The sequence below is a fragment of the Lysobacter sp. Soil_N_51 genome (genome assembly GCF_057655755.1).
In genome coordinates, this window is the sequence record NZ_JBDGLR010000001.1 from 571,634 (window position 1) to 593,260 (window position 21,627).

Genomic DNA, 21,627 nt, shown 5'->3' on the forward strand with positions numbered 1-21,627 from the left:
CCCGACGAAAAACACCACCCGCCACGGCCACCACGACGACCCGACCAATGACCCATGCGGGCGCGATCGGCTTGGCCTATCCTGCGCGCAACCCGGCCCGCCACCGACCCGAGAATGGATATGCGCCCGTTGCGCCGTACGCAGCTCGCTTGTTTGCTCAGCCCCGCCCTGCTCGTCCTCGCCCTGTCGGCCTGCGGCCCGCGCGAACCGGCGACGCCGCCGGCCGCCGCCGCGCCGCCAGCCGCGGGCGCCGCCGCTAATCCGTCCGACCCGGCCGTCGACACCGCGTTCGCCGCCCTGTCCAAGCGCTGGCTCGACGGAGTGATGCAGATCAATCCGATCGCCGCCACCCAGATCGGCGATCACCGTTTCGACGGCGAAGTCGACGACTACAGCGCCGCCGGCCGTCAGCGTCAGCTCGACTTCAACAACAAGCTGCTGGCCGAACTGGACAAGATCGACACCACCAGGCTGTCGCGCGAGAACCAGGTCGACGCATTGATCCTGCGCAATCGCCTGCGCTCGGACGTGTGGTCGATCCAGACCCTGCAGAGCTGGGCCTGGGACCCGATGGTCTACAGCGGCCTGGCCGGCGACGCGATCTACAACCTGATGGCGCGCGAATACGCGCCGCTGCCGCAGCGGCTGAAATCGGCGACCGCGCGCATGGAGAAGATCCCGCAGATCTTCGCCCAGGCCCGCGCCAATCTCGATCCGGCGCGGGTTCCGAAAATCCACGCCGAAACCGTGGCCAAGCAGAACGCCGGCGTGTTGAGCCTGATCGACACCTTCATCACGCCCAACGCCGGCCAGCTCAAGGGCGCCGAGCGCAAGCGCCTGGACGACGCGGTCGCCACCCTGCGCAAGGCCGTGGCCGAGCAGCAGGAATGGCTGGACAAGACCCTGGTGCCCAACGCCAAGGGCAACTTCCGCATCGGCCAGACCCTGTACGACGAAAAGCTCAAGTTCTCGCTGAACTCCTCGCTGTCGCGCGCGCAGATCATGGAACGCGCCAAGGCCGAACTGGCGCGGGCGCGCGGCGAGATGTACGCGATCGCGCAGAAGGAACTCAAGGACAAGCCCGGCGCGCCCGCGCTGCCCGACAAGCCCACGCCCGAGCAGCAGCAGAAGGCAATCGAAGCGGCGCTGGAACTCGCCTACGCCGACAAGCCGCCGCGCGACAAGGTCGTCGATTTCGCCAAGCAGACGCTCAGCGATGCGACCGCGTTCGCCCGCGCCAAGAATCTGGTCACCGTGCCGGACGCGCCGGTCAAGGTGATCCTGATGCCGGAATTCCAGCGCGGCGTGGCGCTTGCGTACTGCGATTCGCCCGGCCCGCTCGACAAGGGCCTGGACACGTATTACGCGATCTCGCCGATCCCGAAGGAGTGGAGCGACGATCAGGTGAATTCGTTCCTGCGCGAATACAACACGCGCATGGTCCACCTGCTGTCGATCCACGAAGCGATGCCGGGCCATTACCTGGAAGGCGCGCATTCGGCCAAGGCGCCGTCGACCCTGCGCGCGGTGCTGCGCTCGGGCGTGTTCGCCGAAGGCTGGGCGGTCTACACCGAGGACATGATGGCCGACGCGGGCTATCTCGATAACGACCCGCTGTTCCGCCTGGTGCAGCTGAAGTTCTATCTGCGCACGCTCGGCAACGCGATCCTCGATCAGGGCGTGCAGGTGGAAGACTGGAGCCGCGAGCAGGCCATGACCTTCATGACCCAGCAGACCTTCCAGCAGGAACGCGAGGCCGCCGGCAAGTGGGTGCGCGCGCAGCTGACCTCGGCGCAGTTGCCAACCTATTTCGTCGGCGCGCAGGAACACTTCGACATGCGCAAGGCGGTCGAGGCCCAGCTCGGTGCGAAGTTCGACCTCAAGGCTTATCACGACCAGGTGCTGTCCTACGGCGCCCCGCCGGTGCGTTTCGTGCGCGAGTTGATGCTGGACGAACCGATTCGCTGATTGGGTTGACGCGCTCCCTCATCCGCCCTTCGGGCACCTTCTCCCGCAAGCGGGAGAAGGGATAGGCACGCAGCGTATCGAAGAACATCGCGTACTCGGCCCCTCTCCCGCTTGCGGGAGAGGGGTTGGGGTGAGGGCACGCGCGTCTGCGCCACCAGCCCTCACCCAAACACCGAGCGCGCCGAAGCAAACGCCTCGAACAAATCCTGCGCCGTGCCGCAGCGATCGGCGTCGTACCCCGGCAGCCGGCCCAGTTCCTGGCGGAAACGCTCGCTGCGCAGGATCGCCAGCACCTCGGCCAGCCCCGGCGATTCCAGCGTTTCCGCGCGCGCCAGAAAGAAATAATGCTCGGAGGCGATCGGCACGAAATCCTGGCCATAGCGCCGCGCCGGCGTCTCCAGTCCGAATCCGGCATCGGCCATGCCGCTGGCGACATAGGTCGCAACGGCGGCGTGGGTGAGTTCGTCGATGCCGCAACCGCGGATGTCGCGAATCGAATGCCCTTGCTTGGCCAGCATGTGTTCGAGCAGCAGGCGCGCGCCCGATCCGGCCTGCCGATGGATGAAACGCACGTCGTCGCGCAGCAGGTCGGCCAGGGTGCGGATGCGTTTGGGATTGCCGGGCGCGACGATCAAACCGATCCGCCGCGTCGCCAGATGCAGCACGCGATCGTTGAGCGGATCGATGCGGTCGGCGTAGTGCGCGAGGATGGCGTGTTCGAATTCGCCGATCGGCAGATGCACGCCGGCCAGATCGCAATCGCCCGAGCGCAGCGCCGCCAGGGCTTCGCCGGGGCTGCGGTATTTCAGATCGACCGGCGTGCCGGCCTCGTCGAGAAAGCGACGCAATGTCTCGACCGCGAAACCGTGCGCGGCATGCAGCCGTTGCGGCGCCGATTGCGCGCTGAGCGTGCGTCCGAGTTCGACTTCGACCTCCGAGGCCAGGCTGTCGAGGGTCGGCGCCAGGCGCGCGGCGATGCGTTGATCGGCCCAGACCAGGCGTTCGCCCAACGCGGTCAGCTTGGCGCCGCGCCCGCGGGTCATGCGCAGCAGCGGCGCGCCGAACAGCGTGCGCGAGGATTGCAGCAGGCCCCAGGCATAGCGGTACGACAGGTCCAGATCGCGGCAGGCCGCGGCCAGCGAACCGGTCGCGTGCACGCCGAGCAGCAGGTCGATCAGCTTGGGCGGCAACGGCCGGCCGTCGGCGGCGTGCAGGGTCCACTTGGGTTGGATCAGGACTTTGAACATGGCCGCTCCGTCAGATCGTTACGTGCATGAAGGCCGCTCGCGGCCGCGGGCCGGGTCGAGCCGATACGATGACGCATCCGGGGCGCGCGTTCGGCGCGCGCTAGATCCATCCACACGCGGGGTCGATAACCATCGCATTCGTGCATATCGTTAGCGCATCGCAGACTGCGAGCGGCGAACGCGCGATCCCGCACGCGCGCACGAGCCCCCACTCCGACCAGGACACCGCTTCCATGCCGATCGCCGCAATCACCCCGATCAAACGCATCGCTCGCGCGTCGTGCGGCGCCGCCGCGCTGTTCGCGCTGCTGGCGTGCAGCACCGCGCCGCACGCGACGACCGATGCGATGCGACCGGGCAAGCTGCGCATCACCGAGATCCAGCCGGCGCAGATGCAGGACTCGAACGACTCCGCGTCCGAGCGCGAAAGCCTGACGCAAGCCTGCAAGGCCTGGCGCCTGAGCGAGGCCGACGCGGCCCGGTTCTTCGCCCTCGCCCAGGAATACCCCGACGGCATGGGCGATGCCTATTACTGGCTGCCGTGCTCGATCAAGGGCCGGCTGATCGCCGACGGCCGTACCTGGGAATTCGAGATCAATGCCGCCGCGACCGCGACCTGGCGCGACGGCGAGACCTTCCGGCGCTGGGGCTGCAGCGCCGCCGCCTGCGCGCCCATGGCATTGCTGATGCCCGACGGCAACGGCCCCTGAGCCGCGACGCAAGGTTCGCAGCCGGGCTGCACGCCTGGGCGACAGCCCCTGCGTGCCAGTTGCACAGACACATCGTGGATCGAGTACAGCGACGGTATGAACGAGGTCCTGCATTCGTACGCCCAATCGGCTTTTCAAAGCCGATTATTAGACTACCCGGTGATATACGTCACGCCCCCGGCCGCGTTAGCCTCGCCAACAATTCCGGGCACTCCCCTACTTTATGCCCTGAAGTACATATTTGAGATCAGCCGGCGGCACGTACTAAAGGGGTCCACGCATGTCGAATGAGAGCGCTGTGATTGCAGCACCGCCATCGGTCACGGAAGGCTTGCTGTCGAAGGAACGCATCGTCGCCAAGCCCGGTTTCAACCGCTGGCTGGTCCCGCCGGCCGCGCTGGCGATCCACCTGTGCATCGGCATGGCCTACGGCTTCAGCGTGTTCTGGCTGCCGCTGTCGAAGGCGATCGGCATCGAGCAACCGTTGGAATGCGCGAAGGAAATGGGTTTCCTCGCGCGCGTGTTCGCCACCGGCTGCGACTGGAAAGTCAGTGAGCTGGGTTGGATGTACACCTTGTTCTTCGTGCTGCTGGGTTGTTCGGCGGCGATCTGGGGCGGCTGGCTGGAACGCGCCGGTCCGCGCAAGGCCGGCGTGGTCTCGGCGGTGTGCTGGTGCGGCGGCCTGGTGATCTCGGCGATCGGGGTCAAGACGCATCAAATCTGGATGCTGTGGCTGGGCTCGGGCGTGATCGGCGGCATCGGCCTGGGGCTGGGCTACATCTCGCCGGTGTCGACGCTGATCAAATGGTTCCCCGACCGTCGCGGCATGGCCACCGGCATGGCGATCATGGGCTTCGGCGGCGGCGCGCTGATCGGCAGTCCGCTCGCCGACAAGCTGATGAAGTATTTCGCCACGCCCACCTCGGTCGGCGTGTACGAAACCTTCCTGACCATGGCGGTGCTGTACTTCATCTTCATGATGGGCGGCGCGTTCGGTTACCGCATTCCGCCGACCGGCTGGAAGCCCAAGGGTTGGACACCGCCGCCGGCCAACGCCAACGCGATGATCACCCAGCAACACGTGCACGTGAAAAAAGTCTGGGGCATCCCGCAGTTCTGGCTGTTGTGGGGCGTGTTGTGCCTCAACGTCTCGGCCGGCATCGGCGTGATCGGAATGGCCTCGCCGATGCTGCAGGAAGTGTTCGGCGGCAAGCTGATCGGCGTGGACGGCGGCATCAAGTCGCTCGATCCGACCCAGTTGGGTTTGATCGCGAGCATCGCCGCCGGTTTCACCGGTTTGCTGAGCTTGTTCAACATCGGCGGCCGCTTCTTCTGGGCGTCGACCTCGGACTACATCGGCCGCAAGATGACCTACGTGGCGTTCTTCGTGCTCGGCTTCATCCTGTACGCGTCGGCGCCGAGCGCGGGTTCGGCCGGCAGCATCGCCGCGTTCGTGGCGATCTTCTGCGTGATCCTGTCGATGTACGGCGGCGGTTTCGCGACCATTCCGGCGTACCTGGCCGACTTGTTCGGCACCCAGATGGTCGGCGCGATCCACGGCCGCCTGCTGACCGCCTGGGCGACCGCCGGCATCCTCGGCCCGGTGGTGGTCAACTACATGCGCGACTACCAGCTCAGCCTGGGCCTGCCGCCTTCGCAGGTCTACAACACCACCATGTATATCCTGGCCGGGATGCTGGTGCTGGGCCTGCTGTGCAATCTGCTGGTGCGTCCGGTGGCGCAGAAGCATTTCATGACGCCGGAAGAACTGGCGCGCGAAAAAGCCCTCGCCCACGAAAAGACCGGCAGCAACGGCGAAGCCTTGTACAGCCCCGAACAGATGGCCCTGATCGGCCATGGCGGCAATCCGCTGCTGGTGCTGGCCGCCTGGACCGCGGTCGGCATTCCGCTGGCCTGGGGCGTGTGGGTCACCTTGCAGAAAGCCTTCGTGCTGTTCCACTGAGGCCGCGAGCCGGACGCCGGGCTCAGCGTCCGGCGTCCGACATCCCATGAACCGAACCTCGCCGACACCGCGTCCGCCCCACCTCACCGAGCCATCGGCGGATGCGCCTGCGCCGGCCGCCACCCCAGGCATGACCGGCGCGGTGCAACGCAAGGTGCAGCGACGCCGCGGCGAACGCGTGGCCGAAGCGTTCGACGCGATCGCCGCCGAAGTGCCGGTCGCGTTGGCCTACAACGGCACGCCGTTCGCGGTGATGATGGCCACGCCCGACGATCTGACCGATTTCGCCCTGGGCTTCTCGCTCAGCGAAGGCATCGTCGCCAGCGCGCAGGAATTGCGCGTCGACGCCATCGACACCTCGCTCGAAGGCATCGCCATCGCCCTGAGCATCCCCGAATCGCATGCCGCCGCGCTCGGCCAACGTCGCCGCAATCTGCAAGGCCGCAGCGGTTGCGGCGTGTGCGGCACCGAGAGCATCGAAGCGGTGCTGCGCCCGCCGCCGCGTCTGCCCGACAGCGCCCCGATCCATCGGCGCGCCTTGCAACGCGCCCTGCGCGAACTGCGCCAGCAGCAACCGCTCAACGCACTGACCGGCGCCACCCATGCCGCCGGCTGGGCCGATCACGACGGCCGCGTGGCGTTCGTGCGCGAAGACGTCGGCCGCCACAACGCCCTGGACAAACTGATCGGCGCGCTGTCGACGCGCGCGATCGATCCGCTGTCGGGATTCGCCGTGGTCACCAGCCGCGCCAGTTTCGAAATGGCGATGAAGGCCGCGCAGGCCGGCATCCCGCTGTTGGCCGCGATCTCCGCGCCGACCGCGCTGGCGATCGCCCTGGCCGACTCGGCTCACCTCACCTTGATCGGCTTCGCCCGCGACGACGGGCATGCCGTCTACACCCACGCATACCGGCTGCTCGACGACCCCGTCGACGCCAGCGGCGAAGCCGCCGCATGAATCTGGAATCGCGCCCATGAGCAAGAACCCCATTCGCCCCTACAACGGCCCCGCCGGCGGCTGGGGCGCGCTGCGCAGCGTCGCCACCCAGCTGATCGAACAAGAGATCCCGGTCAGCGGCGCGCGCACTTTGCTGTCGGCCAACCAGCCCGACGGTTTCGACTGCCCCGGCTGCGCCTGGCCCGATCGCGACCACACCTCGACCTTCGAGTTCTGCGAGAACGGCGCCAAGGCCGTCGCCGCCGAAGCGACCAAGCATCGCGCCACCCCGGAACTGTTCGCCGAATACACCGTCGCCGACCTCGCCCGCTACAGCGATCACTGGCTGGAAAACCAGGGCCGCCTGACCCATCCGATGCGCTGGGACGCGGCCAGCGACAAGTACCTGCCGATCACCTGGGACGAAGCCTTCAACCGCATCGGCGCGCATTTGAACGCGCTCGTCTCGCCCGACCAGGCGCTGTTCTACACCTCCGGCCGCTGCAGCAACGAAGCCGCGTTCCTGTACCAGTTGTTCGTGCGCGAGTACGGCACCAACAACTTCCCCGACTGTTCGAACATGTGCCACGAACCCTCGGGCACGGCGATGAAGGCGCAGCTGGGCATCGGCAAGGGCACGGTGCAATTGCGCGACTTCGAGATCGCCGAAGCGATCTTCATCTTCGGTCAGAACCCGGGCACCAATCACCCGCGCATGCTCGGCGAACTGCGCCAGGCGTCCAAGCGCGGCGCGGCGATCGTCTCGTTCAATCCGCTGCGCGAGCGCGGGCTGGAGCGATTCGCCGACCCGCAGGACAAGCTGGAGATGCTGCACAACGGCTCGACCCGCATTTCATCGGACTATTTCCAGTTGCGCATCGGCGGCGATCTGGCCGCGGTCAAGGGCATGATCAAGCGCACCCTGGAGCTCGACGCGCAGGCGCAACGCGACGGGCGCGAACGCGTGATCGATCTGGACTTCATCGCCGAACACACCCGCGGCTTCGACGCCTTCGTCGCCGAGGTCGAGAGCGAATCCTGGGACACGATCGTCGCCGAGTCGGGGTTGTCGCGCGCCGAACTCGAACGCGCCGGCGACATCTACGCGCGGGCCAAGAGCGTGATCTGCTGCTGGGGCATGGGCATCACCCAGCACAAGCATTCGGTCGCGACCATCCAGATGATCGTCAACATGATGCTGTTGCGCGGCAATATCGGCCGCCCCGGCGCCGGGCCGTGCCCGGTGCGCGGCCATAGCAACGTGCAGGGCGACCGCACCATGGGCATCTACGAGAAGCCGACGCCGGCGTTTCTCGATCGCCTGCGCGACGTGTTCGGGTTCGAACCGCCGCGCGAACGCGGCCACGACACCGTCGGCGCGATCGAGGCGATGCTCGACGGCCGCTGCAAGACCTTCTTCGGCCTCGGCGGCAACTTCGCCACCGCCACGCCCGACACCGAGGCCACCCATCGCGCGCTGCGCCGCTGCGACCTCACCGTGCACGTCACCACCAAGCTCAACCGCAGCCATCTGGTGCATGGCCGCGACGCCTACATCCTGCCCTGCCTGGGCCGCACCGAGATTGATATGCAGCAAGCCGGGCCGCAGAGCGTGACGGTCGAGGATTCGATGAGCATGGTCCACCTGTCGGCCGGCATCAACGCGCCGGCCGATCCGATGCTGCTGTCGGAACCGGCGATCGTCGCGCGCCTGGCGCAGGCGACCCTCGGCGCGCGCAGCAAGGTGCCGTGGCTGTGGCTGATCGGCGATTACGACCGCATCCGCGACAAGATCGCCGAGGTGTTCGACGACTTCCACGACTTCAATCGACGCGTGCGCGTGCCCGGCGGTTTCCATCTGACCAATGCCGCGGCCGAGCGGCGCTGGCTCAATCGCGAAGCCAAGGCGCTGTTCAAGCCGCATGCGGTACCGACCGACCTGCCCGTGCACCGCGCCCGCGCCAGTCGCGAGCAACCGGTGTTCACCCTGGCCACCACCCGTTCGCACGATCAGTACAACACCACCATCTACGGCATGAACGACCGCTACCGCGGCGTATTCGGCGAGCGGCGCGTGTTGTTCATCAACGCGCAGGACATCGCCGAGCTGAAGCTGCAGGCCGGCGACTGGGTCGACCTGGAGAGCCTGTGCGACGACGGCGTGCGGCGCGTGGCCAAGCGCTTCCTGCTGGTCGAGTACAACATCCCGCGCGGCTGCCTGGCGGCGTATTACCCGGAAACCAATTCGCTGGTGCCGCTGTCGAGCTTCGCCGACGAAGCGCGCACGCCGACCTCGAAATCGATCCCGGTGATCGTGTACCCGCATGTGGCGCAGCCGGCCCACAACCTGCAATCGGCCAAGGACATCGACCTTGTCCGAGTTGACTGAGCCCTTGCTGGCGATGCTTGCCGGCGAACCCGGCGGCGTTTCGCTGCCGCGTCTGTGCAAGCGGCTGAACGTGCGCATGAGCGTGCTGCTGCGCGAACTTGCGTGGATCGGCGAGGACGCGATCGGCGATCATCCCGCGCCGGGTTGGGTGCGGGTGGAGGCGCATGGGGAGAGCAGTCTGGCGGTGTTGACCGAGCGCGGACGGGAGCGGTTGCGCTCGGGTAGCGCCGCGGATTGAGCCGGGGCTCACGCGTCCCGTTACTCACGCGGATCGCACCACTCCACGCACGATCGGATCATCCCGCTTAATGCTCCCTCTCCCGCTTGCGGGAGAGGGCCTGGGTGAGGGCAAACGGACCGCCGCGAAAGTCTGCTGGAAACAGCGCCCTCACCCTACCCTCTCCCGCAAGCGGGAGAGGGAAAGCAAGGCATCGCCGCAACTTCGCGATTACAGCTTGGTGGTCGCAACTTGATGGCCGCAGCTTCGCAACGTTGATTCCGTCACCACGGCACGACGCAATCTCAGCGCCAAGCCAGTGCCTTGTTAAAACGACCGCCCATCCACCGCCACCACCTTCACCGACGTCAAATCGATCCCTTCCAGACACCGCACGTTGATCGCGGTCATCTTCGTTCCATCCGGCATCTGCCCCTGGCTGAAGGACGCAATGCCGCAGCTCTTGCAGAAATGATGGTCGATCGAATGCTTGTTGAAGCGATACGTCCCAAGTTCCGCCGGGTCGGTCTTGAGATTGAAGTTGTCGCGCGGCACGAACCACAGCAGGCCGCCGCGGCGCTGGCACATCGAACAATTGCAATCGATCGCCTGGTCGATCGTGCCTTCGACCTCGTAGGCGACCTTGCCGCAGTGACAGCCGCCCGAATACGTGGTCATGTCCGAAACTCCCTGCGCCGATGAAGACGCGAGGATAACGCCGCGGCGTTATCCTCGTCGCCTGACGTGTGTCACGTCCGCTTCGCGCCATCCACGCCGCCCGCATTCCGCCTCAAGGAGCGTCCCATGGATCCCATCGCCGGAAGCACGATCATCCCGTCCCTGCGCTACCGCGACGCGCCCGCCGCGATCGAATGGCTGTGCCGCGCCTTCGGTTTCGAGAAACACGCCGTCTACGCCGACGGCGAGATCGTCCACCATGCCCAGCTGACCTACGGACCGGGCATGATCATGCTCGGCTCGGTCGACAACGCCAGCGACTGGGGCCAGCGCATCGTCCAACCCGATGAGATCGGCGGGCGCGAAACTCAGGCCTGCTCGGTCGTCGTCAGCGACGCCGACGAACATTACGCCCGCGCGCGTGCGGCCGGCGCGCAGATCGTGGTCGACATCGCCGACCAGGATTACGGCGGACGCGCCTACACCTGCCGCGATCTCGAAGGCCGCCTGTGGTGGTTCGGCACCTACAACCCGTGGAACCCATGAATCGCAAACGCAGCCAATCCAACGATGCCACCGCCTCCGGCGGCGACCTGTTCGCCTCAGCCGCGGCCGCGCCGGCCGATCCGCTCGCCGGCAACACCGGGGTGAAACCCATTGACGGCATCCGCAGCGGCATCGGCGGCTGGACCTTCGTGCCGTGGCGCAGCAATTTCTATCCCGACAAGCTGGTGCAGCGGCGCGAGCTGGAATACGCCAGCCGCCAGCTCAGCAGCATCGAGATCAACGGCACCTTCTACAGCGCGCAGAAACCGGCGACCTACGCCAAGTGGGCGGCGGAAACGCCGGAGCATTTCGTGTTCTCGCTCAAGGCACCCGGCCGCATCACCCAGGGCGGCGCGCTGGCCAAGGCGGCGTCGGGCGCGAAAGCCTTCATCGAAGGCGGCCTGGCCGAATTCGGCGACCGGCTCGGGCCGATCCTGTGGCAACTCGCGCCCAGCCGCGTATTCGATCGCGACGACCTGGCCGCGTTTCTCGACGCGCTCCCGCTCACGCTCGAGGGCCGCCCGCTCAAGCATGTGCTGGAGGTGCGCCATCCCGGTTTCCTGCAACCCGACTACTTGGCGCTGGCGCGCGAGCGGCGCATCGCCACGGTGTTCACCGACTCCGATCAATACCCATCGCTGGCCGACATCACCGGCGATTTCATCTACGCCCGGCTGATGGGTTCGCGCGCGGGCATTCCGACCGGTTATCCCGACGACGAGCTCGACGCGTGGGCGCGGCGCGCGCAGGCCTGGGCGCGCGGCGAGGACAACCCGGACCTGCCGCATGTCGCCGCGCCGCTCGACGCCGGTCCGGCGCGCGAGGTGTTCGTGTACTTCATCAGCGCGGCGAAGGAGCGCAATCCGGCAGCGGCGATGCGGTTGTTGGAGAAATTGGGCGCGCGGTGATGGGTCGGCCTTTGCGGACCGGATTCGATAGCACGTAGTCTTGCGGACGGATGCATCGTGGTCGTGGTGTCGCGGTCGCGGCTTGCGCCGCTCCTACAGTCGGCTTACGAGACCACGTCGCGCCGTTGCCGCATCGGCCCCCTGTAGGAGCGGCGTAAGCCGCGACCGCGACACTACAACGCCCGGCGCGGCCCTCCATCGCCGTACACGCACTACTCGCTTATCGTCTTCAACCACTGCGAATTCCAACGGGTCCCACCATGCCCACTCGTCGCGATTTCCTCAGCACCGCCTCGCTCGTCGCCACCGGTCTCGCGCTCGCGCCCCTGGCCGCCTGCAGTCAGGAGTCGCCACCGCCCGCGACCACCGCTGCGGCCACCGCCCCCGCCGAAACGCCCTTCGTCGGCCCACTGCTCAAACGCACGATCCCGAGCACCGGCGAATCGATCCCGGTGATCGGCATGGGCACCTCGGGCAGCTTCGAAGTCGGCCGCGACGAGGCCGCGCGCGCGCCGCTGCGCGAAGTGCTCAAGCGTTTCGTCGACGCCGGCGCCAGCGTCATCGACACCGCGCCGACCTATTCCAGCGCCGAAGATGCGCTGGGCGATCTGGTGGCCGAAGCCGGGCTGCGCGATCGACTGTTCCTGGCGACCAAGTTGTCGGGCGTCAACGGCATCGAGCAAGGACGGCGGCAATTCGACGAATCGCTGCGCCGGCTGCGCACCGATCGCATCGACCTGCTGCAGGTCCACAACCTGCGCGACACCCGAGTCCAGTTCGCGCTCGCGCGCGAGCTCAAGCAGCAGGGCAAGGTGCGCATGATCGGCCTGACCCACTACCGCGACGAAGCGCATGCCGAACTGGCCGACGAGATGCGCGCGCTCAAGCCCGACTTCGTGCAGATCAACTATTCGGTGGTGTCGCGCGGCGCGGAGCGGACGATTTTCCCGCTGGCGCGCGAGCTCGGCATCGCGGTGATGGTCAACCGCGCGTTCGAGGACGGGCGCTTGTTCGCCCAAGTCAAAGGCAAGCCGCTGCCGGCCTGGGCGAGCGAGGTCGGCGCGGATTCGTGGGCGCAGCTGTTGCTTAAATTCGTGCTCAGCGAGGCGGCGGTGACGGTGGTGATACCGGCGACGTCGAAACCGCGCAATCAGAGCGACAATCTGAAGGCCGGTGTTGGGGCGATGCTGAATGCGAAGCAGCGCGAGGCGTTGGTGGTGGCGGTGGGGTGAGGGGTGCACTCACTTCGGCTCTACGCACCAACGGACTTACTTCGCCGCTGTCCAGAACGTCATTCCCGCGAACGCGGGCTCCGCTTTACTTCGGCGCAGCCGAACATCCAGTGCCTTTCGTGCGAGAACGTTTGAAGTCACTGGATTCCCGCGTTCGCGGGAATGACGGTCTTGAAGGATGACGTTGAAATCTCGAAATCCCCGCCTTGGCAGGGATGACCATCTGGAAAGACGACGCTGAAGTCTCTGGATCCCCGCCTTCGCGGGGATGACGGCTTGCAAGATCAGTAAGCCACGGTAAACCGCTTACGCGAATGCGCCGGCTGCTCCAGCTCATCGATCATCGCGACCGCATAGTCCTGCACCGAGATGTTGCTCTCGCCCTGCGCGTCGACCAGCAACTGATCGCCGCCGATGCGGTAACGGCCGGTGCGCTCGCCCGGCACCAGATGCGCGGCCGGGGACAGGAAGGTCCAGTCCAGCTCGCGCTCCTCGCGCAAGGTGTTCAGCACGCTGCGCATCGCCTCGGCGCCGTCGCGGTATTCGGCCGGGAAACCGGGCTGGTCGAGCACCTGCTGGCCCGGCGCGATTTCCAGGCTGCCGGCGCCGCCGACCACGAGCAGGCGCGGCACGTCGGCCTGCTTCACGCCTGCGACGATCTGAGCGTAACCGGCGACGGTCTCGGCGCCGAGGTTCGGGTTCTTCCAGCCGCCGGCGTTGAACGAGGCGATCACCGCGTCGCTGCCGCGCACCAAGGCCGCGACGGTAGCCGCATCGCCGCCGTCGATGGTCGCCGCCTTCGCGCTCAGACCGTCATGGGCCGGCAAACCGGCGGTGTCGCGCGCAATGGCGGTGACGCGGTGGCCGCGCTGCAGCGCTTCCTGGAGCAGGGCGCGGCCGACGTAACCGGTGGCGCCGATCAGAACGATGTTCATGGGGGACTCCTGTGGTGGATGGGACGGGATATAGTCTGCTCGCTAACAAGCCAGCCGATAATCCGGCCCCAGACGCTATCACCATGAAGCTGGACTTCACTATAGACCGCCTCAAGCGCATGGCCCTGTTCGCCCGGGTGGTCGAGCTGGGCTCGATGAGCGCGGCCGCGCGCGAACTCGACATGACCCCGTCCGCGGTCAGCCAGCAGCTGCGCCAGCTGGAGGCCGAGACCGGCGTGGTGCTGTTGCACCGCTCCACCCGCAAGCTCACCACCACCGAAATCGGCCAGGCCTATTACGAGGACTGCGCGGCGATGCTGCACGCCGCGCGCAATGCCGACGGCCGCCTGGGCGATCTGCGCGACGAGCCGCGCGGCGAGTTACGCATCGCCGTGCCGGTGGGGTTCGCCTCGCATCTCGCGCCGGCGCTGGCGCCGTTGCTGCGCGCTTATCCGGCGCTGTCGCTGCGCGTGTTCGCCGACGACCGTCAGATCGACCTGATCGCCGAACGCATCGACTTGGCGATCCGGGTGGGACGGCTGGCCGATTCGAACCTGATCGCGCGGCGCATGGCCGAATGGCGGCACCTGCTGGTGGCCGCGCCCGAGTACGCGCGCGAACACGGGCTGCCGCGGACACCGGAGGATCTGGCGCAGCATCCCATGTTGATCCTGAGCGTGATGAACCAGCCCGAATACGTCGACATGCATCGCGACGGCGAGCCCGCGCGGCGGGTGCGGGTCGGCGGACGCATCGTCAGCAACAGCTCGCGCACCTTGATGGAAATGATGCTGCAGGGCTTGGGCATCGTGCGCTTACCCGAGCCCGACGCGACGCCGCTGCTGGCCGACGGTCGCGCGGTGCGGGTGCTGCCGGACTGGTCGATGCCGCCGCTGGGCGTGTTCGCGGTGACCGCGCAACGCGATGCGCAACCGGCGAAGGTGCGCATGGCGATCACGGCGTTGCAGGCGTATTTGCACAAGTGAGCGCCGAGGTGTGGGCTGTCGTGATCGATCGCCGACAACGGATCGGAAAGCGTCGGGGCTGAAGCCCCTCCCACAAAAGACCTCGTCGCTTCGCAGTATTTGCAGCAGCGCTTCAGCGTCGATGCTGTTCGATCAGATGCGATCGAACTTTCACCGCCCCACTTCCAAACAACTTCACTTCGCTGCCGCGAGATCTTTTGTGGGCGGGGCTTCAACTCCGACGCCGTTCGATCCGATGCAATCGAACCTCCACCCTACCCGCTTCTAAACAACCTCACTTCGCTGCCGCGAGGTCTCTTGTGGGAGGGGCTTCAGCCCCGACGCCGTTCGATCAGCAAAGGTTGGATCTCCATCTCAGCCAACCGACGCAACAGCACCAGCGATCTTCGCCAAGGCCCGCACCGGAAACGTCCCCATGCCCTTCACCTTCGGCGGCACCGCGCTGAAGCTGAAACCGCTGTCGGGCAATGCCGCCAGATTGCGCAGGTGTTCAACAATCAAGATGCCCGCGCCGAGCAAGGTCGAATGCACCGGCCGCGATTTACCGCGGGTGTCGTCGATATTCACCGAGTCGATTCCGACCAGCTTGACCCCGCAGTCGCGCAGCCACTGCGCGGCCGTTTCGGTCAGGAACGGATGATCGACGCCATAGGCCGGCGTGGCGAAATGCACGTCCCAGCCGGTATGCACCAGCACCGCGCGGCCGCGCAGTTCCAGGTCGCGGAAATAACTGTCGTCGATGACCTGCACCGACGCCGGCACGCGCACCACGATCGCATCCAGGTCCGCGCAGTCTTCCGGCCCGATCTGCGAAAGATCCTTGCCGTCTTCAAAGCGATGCGAAGGACAGTCGATGTAGGTGCCGGTGTTGGCGACCATGTCGATGCGGCCGATCTGGAACTGAGTGCCTTCCTCGTACAACTCGCGCGAACGCTCGCGGCTGAGGTAGTCGCAGATGTGCGTGGCCGGCATGCCCGGGTAGGTCACTAGGCCGTCTTCGATGGTGTGGCTCAGGTCGATGTAGCGGATTTCGCCGCCTTCGATCGCGCCGGCCGTGCGCTTGTGCGCCTCGACCAGGATGGTCTTGTTGAGGATGCGCGCGGGACCGACCATCAGCAGGCGCAGATCGCGCACGATGTAGTCGATCAATTCGGCATCGCCGATGTCGTCGCCGTCGATGTCGAGGCGGAAGCCCTGGCCTTGCAGGCCGCCGCCGTTGCTGAATTCGATTTCGAAGTCGAATTGGACGCGGTGTTGGGTGGGGGTCACGAAACGGCTCCAGTCAGATTTTTTGCTCGTCATTCCCGCGAACGCGGGAATGACGGGAGGAGGGTGGCGCGGTGGTATCTGCAATATTCGAAACACGGCGAAAGCAGTTCTCGAAAAAACCTACTTCGCCGCCCGCTGACTCAACGCCACGCTGCCCAGAATCAACCCCGCCGCCACCAGCATGGTCAGCGTCAGCGGTTCGCCCAGCAGCATCCAGCCCCAGGCCACGCCGAACAGGGGCACCAGGTAAGTCACCGCGACCGCGCGGCCCGCGCCGATGCGCTGGATCAGGCGGTAGTACATGACGAAGGCGATGCCGGTGCAGAGCACGCCGAGCATTGAGGCGGAGAACCACGACTTGGCCGGGATCGCGTGGTCGGGCCAGTAGGCGATCGCGAACGGCAGCATCAACAGCGCCGAAGTGCCCAAGGTCGCCGCCGCGACCGCCGCGGCCGGCAGGCCGGTCAGCTGGCGCCGCACCAGATTGGCGCCGATGCCGTACAGAAACGCCGCGGTACAACCGGCCGCGACCGCCCAGCCGATGCTCGCGCCGGCGGTCTTGCCGCTGGCCAGCACGACCACGCCGGCGAACCCGGCCAACAACGCGATCGCGCGCTGGGTGCCGATCTTTTCGCCGAAGAACAGGAACCCGACCAAGGCGGTGAACAGTACCGCCATCGAATTGGTGATCGCGCCGATCCCGGCCGGCGCGCGCTGCGCAGCCCAGGCGAACAGGATGAAGGGGATCGCCGAATTGATCAGGCCGATCATCGCCAGCTTGGCCCAGATCGCGCCCTTGAACGACGCGCGCGCCTTCCACAGGAACGGCAGCAGGATCAGCGCGCCCAGGCCCAGGCGCATTTCCACCAGCGGCACCGCGCCGAAATCTTTCGCCGCCACCCGCATGAACAGGAACGACGAGCCCCAGATCGCGCCGAGGACGGTCAGCTCCAGCGGCGTGCGCCAGCTCTGCACGGTCGCGGCTTCATGGGTCGGTGCGGCGGCGGGCGGCGCATCGGTAGGCAGGCGGAGCGATGGAGACGTACTCATGGGGACCTCGCGAAGCGACGAAGACGGTACCGGGGCGTGGGGCGCCGGCTTGCGAATCTGGGTGCAGCGTGCAGCGATCGGCGCGGCGGCGATATCCGAATTCCCGACGCCGACATCGCGTCGCGCGGTGAAGTTCGAGAGCGCGAATCAAGTGTGGTTCGCGGCCGCTCGGATCACCCGCGGGTCGCCGGTGAACGGCGTGCGGATACGCCGGAAATCTGTCGTCGTCCGCACATCCCGCCAAGCAACTTGCCGACTCCGCCGAGGCTCCAAATTCGGCCCTGACGACAATCTGGCTTTTCCCTGACGGCTATTCTGACTGGCCGCCAAAGTCATGCAAGCGCATACTTTCGAACCCAGCCACAAATATTACTCAAGGCTCGATATGGCGCTCAGAGCGGACTGGCTGCCGGCCCTGGCGGCATTCGAAGCGGCGGCGCGGCATCAGAATTTCGCCCACGCCGCCGAGGAACTGCACCTGACCGCCAGCGCGGTCAGCCACCACGTGCGCAAGCTCGAAAGCCGGCTCGGCCTGAGCCTGTTCCAGCGCCACGCGCGCGGGGTCGCGCTGACCGATCAGGGCCGCCAGCTCGCCGACGCCGCCGGCACCGCGCTGGCCGACATGGACGGCGTGCTGCGCAGCCTGCGGCTGGCGCGCGAGGAGCGCGACCGGGTGCGCATCACCACCCTGCACTCGCTCGCCTACACTTGGCTGCTGCCGCGCCTGGGCGGATTCACCCGCGCCCATCCGCACATCCAGTTGCGGGTCGATACCGAGATCGCACTGACCCGTTTCGACGACAGTGGCCCCGATCTCGGCGTGCGCCATGGCGCGGGGCATTGGCCGGGACTGACCGCGCATCACCTGATGGACGACGCCTTGTTCCCGGTCGCCTCGCCGACGTTTCCCGGCATCGATCAGATCACCGAGCCGGCGCAGATCGGCGATCTGCCGCTGATCGCCGATCAGGCGCGGCAGGGCTGGCACGACTGGTTCCGCGCCGCCGACGTGCATGGCCGCAAGCTCGAGGAGCGCTACATCTTCAGCAACACCACCGACGCGATGATGGCGGCCGCGCAAGGCATCGGCGTGGCGCTGGCGCGCGAGCAGATCGTGGTGCCGTACCTGCGCTCGGGCCAGCTGATCCGCCTGCCCGGCCCGTCGATGCCGGCGCGCTGGGGCTACTACGCGATCTATCCCTCGCACCGACGGCTGCGGCCGGCGGCGCAGGCGTTTCTGGATTGGTTGCTGGCGGTGGACAAGCGCTGAGATCGCGGCGTCGGCCGCATCGTCGATAAGCGCAGGTTCCTGGAGGACTTTTTCTGCTCGTCATCCGGCGAAGGCGGGATCCAGGGCTTCACCGATGCATGGCTCTGAAGTCTCTGCATCCCCGCTTTCGCGGGGATGACGGCTGAAAGCAAAAAACAGCGCGTAAAGAACCCGTCATCGAGGCTTCGCAGATTTTGTTTTTACGGACTTGGCTTTCACCGGCTCGATTTTCACCGTCCAGGCTTTCGACGGCCTGAGCTTCGACGCCGCCGTATTGACCTTGCGCAACGCCGCTCCGTACGCCAGCACCAACCACGGCTTCATATCCTGCGGCGAATCCATCGCCGCCTCCGGCACCGACCAGTAGCTGGTCGGCACCGTCTCGCCGCGCCGCGTGTACATGAACGGTCCGCTGTCGGCCGCGCGGAAACGTTCGCGGGTTTGATCGTCGACCTTCAGATACAGCACGTCATCGGAGATCAGTCCGATCATCACGCCATCGTGGTAGATGCCATGGCCGCCGAACATCCGGCGCGCGCCGAGCGCGCCGAAGTCCGAGGCGACGTCCTGCAGGTGGGCGATAAGATCGGCGCTCATGGCTTCGATCTTATCGCCGTTGTCGCCGCCGCGTCAGCGGCGCGCGATCAGAACTTATGCCACAGGCGCACGAAGTAGGCGGTGCCGTTCAAACCGAACTGGACGCTGTCGAAGATGTGGCCGTTGTCGGTTTCGTCCGGGTTCTGCCGGCTCGGCTTGACGTTGAACAGGTTGGTGGCGCCGACGGTGAGCTTGGTGTTTTCGCTGAACGCATAGGTCACGCTCAGGTCGGCCGAGCTCCTGGACTTGTAGCGCGCGTTCGGCACGCCGGCGGCGGTGCCCGAGAACGTGCCCAACGTCTGCGGGCCGAAATAGATCAGCTTGAGGTTGCCGTCCCAGGCGCCGCGCGACAGGTCGAAACCGAGCACGGCCTTGGACTTCGGCGCGCCCTGCTCGATGAACAAGCGCTCGCGCTCGGACAACAGCACATCCTCGCGGCCGACCAGCGCCGGCGGCGCGTGGATCGCGTTGACCTTGGTGCGGTTGAGGTTCAAGGCGAAGAAGGTGCCGAGCTTGAAGTCGTTGCCGAGTTCGCGTTCGTTGTTGAAGGTGAAGTCCACGCCCTCGGTGCGGGTATCGACCGAGTTGACGAAGAACTGCGCCTGGCCGACGCCGAGCGAATCGAGGATCGAGCCGATGGTCGGATCGGTGGTGTCGAAGCGGCCGCTCAGCACGATGCGGTCGTCAATGTCGATGCGATACGCATCCAACGTCAACGAGGTGTCGGCGGTCGGCGACCAGGTCAGACCGAGGGTGTAGTTGCGCGACTTTTCCTTGGTCAGCAAAGGCAGGCCGGCGGCGTTGGCGATGGTGCCGCCGTTGGGCGCGATCACCACGTCGACCGGCTCGCCGTTGACGAAGTCGGTGATGGTCGAGGAGAAGTATTTCTGCTGCAGCGACGGCGCGCGGAAACCGGTACTGGCCGAGGCGCGGAACATCAAGGTGTCGGTGGCGCGGAAACCGGCGGCGAGCTTGCCGGTGGTGGTCTTGCCGAAATCGCTGTAGTCCTCGTAGCGCACCGCCACGCCGGCGGTGAAGCGCTCGGTGAAGTCGGCTTCGACGTCAGCGTAGGCCGCCCAGCTGTCGCGGCTGTGGCTGCCGGCATCGCCGGGCTGGAAACCCGGGAAACCCTGGCTGCCGGCGTTGCCGCCGACGCCGACGCCGTCGGCGTCGATGTAGGACCCCGGTTCGCCGGCGAAGATCTTGTACTTCTCGTCGCGGCGCTCCAGGCCGAAGGCCACGTTGAGGCCGTTGAACACCTGGTCGTAGAAACGGTTGATGTCGAGGTTGACGGTGTTCTGTTCGAACGAGAAACCACCGGCGTTGAAGCTGCGCGCGCTCACGCCCTGGCCGCCATTGAGCAGATCCAGATTGGCGAGCGAAGCGTTGAGGGTGTTGTTGATGGTGTAGCGCAGCTTGTTGTAGCCGTGGGTGTAGGACAGGTCGGCGTTCCACTCGCCGAGCGTGCCGCGCAGGCCGAGGATGCCGAAGCGATCGTCGAGCTCGCCGTCGATGAAGGGCACGAAGCCGTCGGGGTACATCGCCGCGGAGTTGCGCGAGGGAATATCTTCCGAACCCAGACCGTCGCGCGCGAACGCGGCCGACGATGCGTCGCGCTTCTGCACGCCGAGGGTGAAGTACAGATCGAGGTTCTCGCTCAGCGGCTTGTCGCCGTTGAGGAACAGGGTTTCGTTGCGGACCTTCGAGTCGCCGATGATGCGCGGGCTGCCGGCCGGTTCGGAGCGGTCGGAACGGCCGCGGTCCTGCCACTCGCCGGTGATGCCGAGGCTGCCGTCGCTGCCCAGGCTGAAGCCGCAGTACGCGCTGGCCAGCCAGTTCTCGCCGTCGCCCTTGGAATACTGGCCGTAACCGGCGACCGCTTCGCAACCCTTGCGCTTCTTCAGCGAGATGTTCATGACGCCCGCGATCGCGTCCGAACCGTACTGCGCGGCGGCGCCGTCGCGCAGGATCTCGACGCTGTCGATCGCCATCAGCGGAATGGTGTTGAGGTCGGTGCCGGTGTTGCCGCGATTGCGCGCGCCGAACAGATTGAGCAGCGCGGTGGTGTGGTGGCGCTTGCCGTTGACCAGCACCAGGGTCTGGTCCGAACCCAGGCCGCGCAGCGCGGCCGAGTCGACCAGGTCGGCGCCGTCGGCGCCGCTCTGGCGGGTCGAGTTGAACGAGGGCGCGGCGTATTGCAGCGACTGGGCGAGATCGAACTGGGCGCCTTCCTCGGCGTTCTTGGCCATCGGCAGCACGTCGACCGGCGAGATCGAGGTGGTGTCGGACGAGCGCTGGCTGCGCCGCGAGCCGAGCACCGACACCGTCTCCAGAGTGCGCGCCTCGCTGGCCGGCGCCGGCGCCGGGGCGGCGTCCTGAGCCTCCTGGGCCAGTGCGGTGCCGGCGAACAAGCCGCTGGCCAGCGATAGCGCGCAGGCGCTGTAGAGGCTGGCGCGGTGCAGGCGGGCACGGCGGGGGGCGAGGCGGGGCTGGGTCATGGCGTGAGTCCTTGCTGGGTCTGGCTGGGGCGATCGCCTAGCCTAAAGCCAACACGCCTGTTTGCGCACAGCGTCAGAACTGAAAACGTGAAGTGTGATGCAGGCACGATCACGGAACCCGCGGATCGCGAGTCGGTGCCGGCGTGTCGCGCTCACGACGTTCGCGATCGCCACGTCCCAAAGGGTAGGAGCGGCGTGAGCCGCGACCGTGAACCCTCGCCAGCGTC

At 66.7% G+C, this 21,627-nt stretch carries 18 protein-coding genes; 11 read left to right on the forward strand and 7 right to left on the reverse strand.

Features of this window, described 5'->3' with window-relative positions; genetic code table 11:
• Positions 1–120: 120 nt before the first annotated feature.
• Positions 121–1,968 (forward strand): DUF885 domain-containing protein, encoded by a 1,848-nt coding sequence (locus tag AC3A4T_RS02635; RefSeq protein ID WP_487673946.1) that lies wholly within the window; start codon positions 121–123, stop codon positions 1,966–1,968.
• Positions 1,969–2,129: 161 nt separating this feature from the next.
• Here the strand turns inward: AC3A4T_RS02635 and AC3A4T_RS02640 are convergent, their stop codons facing one another.
• Positions 2,130–3,215 (reverse strand): substrate-binding domain-containing protein, encoded by a 1,086-nt coding sequence (locus tag AC3A4T_RS02640; RefSeq protein ID WP_487673947.1) that lies wholly within the window; start codon positions 3,213–3,215, stop codon positions 2,130–2,132.
• A 233-nt stretch (positions 3,216–3,448) separates the two neighbouring features.
• Between AC3A4T_RS02640 and AC3A4T_RS02645 the strand changes: the two genes are divergently transcribed.
• From AC3A4T_RS02645 to AC3A4T_RS02665, 5 genes are all read left to right on the forward strand, one after another.
• Positions 3,449–3,925, forward strand: a complete 477-nt coding sequence (locus AC3A4T_RS02645) for a hypothetical protein (RefSeq protein ID WP_487673948.1) — start codon at positions 3,449–3,451, stop codon at positions 3,923–3,925.
• Between the two features lie 298 nt (positions 3,926–4,223).
• The gene (locus AC3A4T_RS02650; RefSeq protein WP_487673949.1) at positions 4,224–5,888 is read left to right on the forward strand and encodes an OFA family MFS transporter; all 1,665 of its coding nucleotides are present in this window, start codon (positions 4,224–4,226) and stop codon (positions 5,886–5,888) included.
• 130 nt (positions 5,889–6,018) lie between these two features.
• Entirely contained in the window at positions 6,019–6,846 is an 828-nt protein-coding gene (gene fdhD / locus AC3A4T_RS02655; protein WP_487674038.1) for a formate dehydrogenase accessory sulfurtransferase FdhD, read from the forward strand.
• A 16-nt stretch (positions 6,847–6,862) separates the two neighbouring features.
• Positions 6,863–9,214: an FdhF/YdeP family oxidoreductase gene (locus AC3A4T_RS02660; RefSeq protein WP_487673950.1), complete on the forward strand. Its 2,352-nt coding sequence runs from the start codon at positions 6,863–6,865 to the stop codon at positions 9,212–9,214.
• Positions 9,198–9,452 (forward strand): hypothetical protein, encoded by a 255-nt coding sequence (locus AC3A4T_RS02665; protein ID WP_487673951.1) that lies wholly within the window; start codon positions 9,198–9,200, stop codon positions 9,450–9,452. The genes AC3A4T_RS02660 and AC3A4T_RS02665 overlap by 17 nt, the downstream gene beginning before the upstream one ends.
• A gap of 306 nt (positions 9,453–9,758) precedes the next feature.
• On the opposite strand, the gene AC3A4T_RS02670 is transcribed toward AC3A4T_RS02665, so the two are convergent.
• On the reverse strand, positions 9,759–10,109 hold the full coding sequence (locus tag AC3A4T_RS02670; RefSeq protein WP_487673952.1) for a GFA family protein: 351 nt from the start codon (positions 10,107–10,109) through the stop codon (positions 9,759–9,761).
• A gap of 126 nt (positions 10,110–10,235) precedes the next feature.
• Between AC3A4T_RS02670 and AC3A4T_RS02675 the strand changes: the two genes are divergently transcribed.
• From AC3A4T_RS02675 to AC3A4T_RS02685, 3 genes are all read left to right on the forward strand, one after another.
• Positions 10,236–10,655, forward strand: coding sequence for a VOC family protein (locus AC3A4T_RS02675; RefSeq protein ID WP_487673953.1), 420 nt, complete (start codon positions 10,236–10,238; stop codon positions 10,653–10,655).
• Complete coding sequence (locus tag AC3A4T_RS02680; RefSeq protein ID WP_487673954.1) at positions 10,652–11,563, forward strand: DUF72 domain-containing protein; 912 nt, start codon at positions 10,652–10,654, stop codon at positions 11,561–11,563. The genes AC3A4T_RS02675 and AC3A4T_RS02680 overlap by 4 nt, the downstream gene beginning before the upstream one ends.
• Before the next feature lie 260 nt (positions 11,564–11,823).
• The gene (locus AC3A4T_RS02685) at positions 11,824–12,795 is read left to right on the forward strand and encodes an aldo/keto reductase (RefSeq protein ID WP_487673955.1); all 972 of its coding nucleotides are present in this window, start codon (positions 11,824–11,826) and stop codon (positions 12,793–12,795) included.
• Positions 12,796–13,079: 284 nt separating this feature from the next.
• On the opposite strand, the gene AC3A4T_RS02690 is transcribed toward AC3A4T_RS02685, so the two are convergent.
• Entirely contained in the window at positions 13,080–13,730 is a 651-nt protein-coding gene (locus AC3A4T_RS02690; protein WP_487673956.1) for an NAD(P)-dependent oxidoreductase, read from the reverse strand.
• Between the two features lie 83 nt (positions 13,731–13,813).
• Between AC3A4T_RS02690 and AC3A4T_RS02695 the strand changes: the two genes are divergently transcribed.
• On the forward strand, positions 13,814–14,716 hold the full coding sequence (locus AC3A4T_RS02695) for a LysR family transcriptional regulator (protein WP_487673957.1): 903 nt from the start codon (positions 13,814–13,816) through the stop codon (positions 14,714–14,716).
• Between the two features lie 354 nt (positions 14,717–15,070).
• On the opposite strand, the gene AC3A4T_RS02700 is transcribed toward AC3A4T_RS02695, so the two are convergent.
• A complete protein-coding gene (locus AC3A4T_RS02700) occupies positions 15,071–15,985 on the reverse strand; it encodes a cyclase family protein (RefSeq protein WP_487673958.1) in 915 nt (304 codons plus the stop codon).
• Between the two features lie 120 nt (positions 15,986–16,105).
• Positions 16,106–17,035: a DMT family transporter gene (locus AC3A4T_RS02705; RefSeq protein ID WP_487673959.1), complete on the reverse strand. Its 930-nt coding sequence runs from the start codon at positions 17,033–17,035 to the stop codon at positions 16,106–16,108.
• Positions 17,036–17,369: 334 nt separating this feature from the next.
• Between AC3A4T_RS02705 and AC3A4T_RS02710 the strand changes: the two genes are divergently transcribed.
• Entirely contained in the window at positions 17,370–18,305 is a 936-nt protein-coding gene (locus AC3A4T_RS02710; RefSeq protein WP_487673960.1) for a LysR substrate-binding domain-containing protein, read from the forward strand.
• A 174-nt stretch (positions 18,306–18,479) separates the two neighbouring features.
• On the opposite strand, the gene AC3A4T_RS02715 is transcribed toward AC3A4T_RS02710, so the two are convergent.
• Together AC3A4T_RS02715 and AC3A4T_RS02720 are read right to left on the reverse strand one after the other, a co-directional pair.
• A complete protein-coding gene (locus AC3A4T_RS02715; RefSeq protein ID WP_487673961.1) occupies positions 18,480–18,902 on the reverse strand; it encodes a TfoX/Sxy family protein in 423 nt (140 codons plus the stop codon).
• A 47-nt stretch (positions 18,903–18,949) separates the two neighbouring features.
• Positions 18,950–21,400, reverse strand: coding sequence for a TonB-dependent receptor plug domain-containing protein (locus AC3A4T_RS02720; RefSeq protein ID WP_487673962.1), 2,451 nt, complete (start codon positions 21,398–21,400; stop codon positions 18,950–18,952).
• Between the last annotated feature and the right edge of the window lie 227 nt (positions 21,401–21,627).